This window comes from Kitasatospora sp. NPDC057542 (assembly GCF_042801945.1).
Classification (GTDB): Bacteria; Actinomycetota; Actinomycetes; order Streptomycetales; family Streptomycetaceae; genus Kitasatospora.
On the sequence record NZ_JBHVFE010000749.1, the window covers coordinates 1 to 2,421 of the forward strand.

General features: G+C 71.5%; 1 protein-coding gene. It reads left to right on the forward strand.

Annotated elements, in window-relative coordinates; translation table 11 throughout:
- On the forward strand, nucleotides 1–2,421 hold a 2,421-nt coding region (locus ACFU7Y_RS43045), incomplete at both ends, for a condensation domain-containing protein (RefSeq protein ID WP_380771918.1).

The window sequence follows — 2,421 nt, forward strand, 5'->3', positions numbered from 1 at the left end:
TGATCGGCTACGTCGCCTCCCGCCCCGACACGGCCGTCCGCCCTGCGGAGCTGGCAGCGCACCTGCGTGACCGGCTGCCGGACTACCTGGTGCCGTCGGCGTTCGTGGTGCTGGACGCGCTGCCGCTGACGCCGAACGGGAAGCTGGACCGCGCGGCGCTGCCCGCGCCGGCATCGGGCGCGGCCGAGGTTGGCCGTGCGCCGCGGACGCCGCAGGAGGAGATCCTGTGCGAGCTGTTCGCCGAGGTGCTGGAGCGACCGCGGGTCGGTGTCGAGGATGACTTCTTCGATCTGGGCGGGCACTCGCTGCTCGCCACCCGGCTGGTCTCCCGGGTGCGTTCGGCGCTGGGGGTCGAAGTGGAGCTGCGCGCGCTCTTCGAGGCGCCGACGGCATCCGGCCTGGCGGCGCGGCTCGCCGGGGCCGACCGGGCCCGGCCCGTACTGGTGGCGTGCGAGCGCCCGGAGGCGGTGCCGCTGTCCTTCGCGCAGCGCCGGCTGTGGTTCCTGCACCGAATGGACGGGGCCGCCGCGGCCTACCACATCCCGTTGGCGCTGCGGCTGACCGGAGCGCTCGACGGGCAGGCGCTGGAGGACGCGCTGGCCGACGTCGTGGCCCGGCACGAGAGCCTGCGGACGGTGTTCCCGGAGATCGACGGCGTGCCGTGCCAGCGCGTCCTCGACCTCGGCGCGGCCCGCCCCCGGATCCGGGTGACCAAAGCCGCTGAGGCCGAACTGCCGCAACAGCTCGCCGAGGTGGCACGTCTCCCGTTCGACCTGGCGGAGGAACCACCGCTGCGGGCCGAGCTGTTCGCGCTCGCGCCGGACGAGCACGTGCTGCTGCTGGTCGTGCACCACATCGCCGGTGACGGCTGGTCCACCGGCCCGCTCTCCCGCGACCTCGCCGAAGCCTACGCCGTCAGGTGCCAGGGTCGCGAGCCAGGCCGGACGCCCCTGCCGGTGCAGTACGCCGACTACACCCTCTGGCAGCGCCGGCTGCTCGGCGACCCGACCGCCCCGGACAGCCGGTTCGCCCGGCAACTGACCTACTGGACAGCTCAGTTGGAAGGGCTTCCGGAGCGGATCGCGCTGCCCGCGGACCGACAGCGGCCAGCCGTCGCCAGCTACCGGGGAGACACCCTCGCACTGGAGCTGTCCCCCGAACTGCACGCTGGTCTGGTCAAGTTGGCGCGTCACACCGGCACCAGTCTGTTCATGGTGCTGCAGGCTGGCCTGGCGGCGCTGTACACGCGGCTGGGCGCGGGGACGGACATTCCGATCGGCAGCCCGATCGCGGGCCGGACCGACGAGGCGCTGGACGACCTGGTCGGCTTCTTCGTCAACACGCTGGTGCTGCGCACCGACACCAGCGGCGACCCGGCCTTCAGCGACCTGCTGGGACGGGTACGGGACACGGCTCTGTCGGCTTACGCCCACCAGGACGTGCCGTTCGAGCACCTGGTGGAGGTGCTGAACCCGTCCCGGTCGCTGTCGCACCACCCGCTGTTCCAGACGATTCTTGCCGTGCAGAACGCGCCGATGGGCGAGTTCGGGCTGCCCGGCCTGCGGGTGTCCGCCTTCGCCGTGCCGACCTGGACGGCCAAGTTCGACCTCGGCTTCAACCTAAGCGAGCGGTTCGGCCCCGACGGCGGCCCGGACGGGATCGTCGGCGTGGTCGAGTACGCCACTGACCTGTTCGAGCGGTCGACGGTCGAGGCCCTCGTCCGGCGCTGGACGCTTCTGCTGGAGGCGGTCGCCGCCGATCCGGACCGGCCGATCGGTCGGATTGACCTGCTCGACGGCGACGAGCGGTACCGGCTGCTGGAGCGGGGCAATGCGACTGCGCGTGAGGTGGGCGCCGTTCCGGTGCCGGATGCTTTCGCGGCGCAGGTGGCTGCCACCCCGGAAGAAATCGCGCTCATCTGCGGTGGCGTTGAGTTGACGTATCGTCAGCTCAATGCTCGGGCGAACCGGTTTGCGCATGCGTTGATCGCGCGGGGTGTGGGGCCGGAGCAGGTGGTGGCGGTGGCGTTGCCGCGGTCGGTGGAGTCGGTGGTGGCGGTCCTGGGTGTGTTGAAGGCCGGGGCTGCGTATCTGCCGGTGGATCCGGGGTACCCGCGGGCGCGGATCGCGTTCATGCTGGAGGATGCCCGTCCTTCGGTGGTGGTCGATGATCCGGCGATGGTGGCGGAGGTTCCCGACTGGCCGGAGACGGATCCGGTGGTCGCGCTCGATGTGCGGCATCCGGCGTATGTGATCTACACGTCGGGTTCGACGGGTCGGCCCAAGGGCGTGGTGGTTGCCCACGGGGGTGTGGCGAGTCTGGTTGCCGGGCAGATCGAGCGGTTCGCGATCGATCCTGGCAGTCGGGTGCTTCAGTTCGCCTCGCCCAGTTTCGACGCGTCGGTGTCGGAGATCTACACCG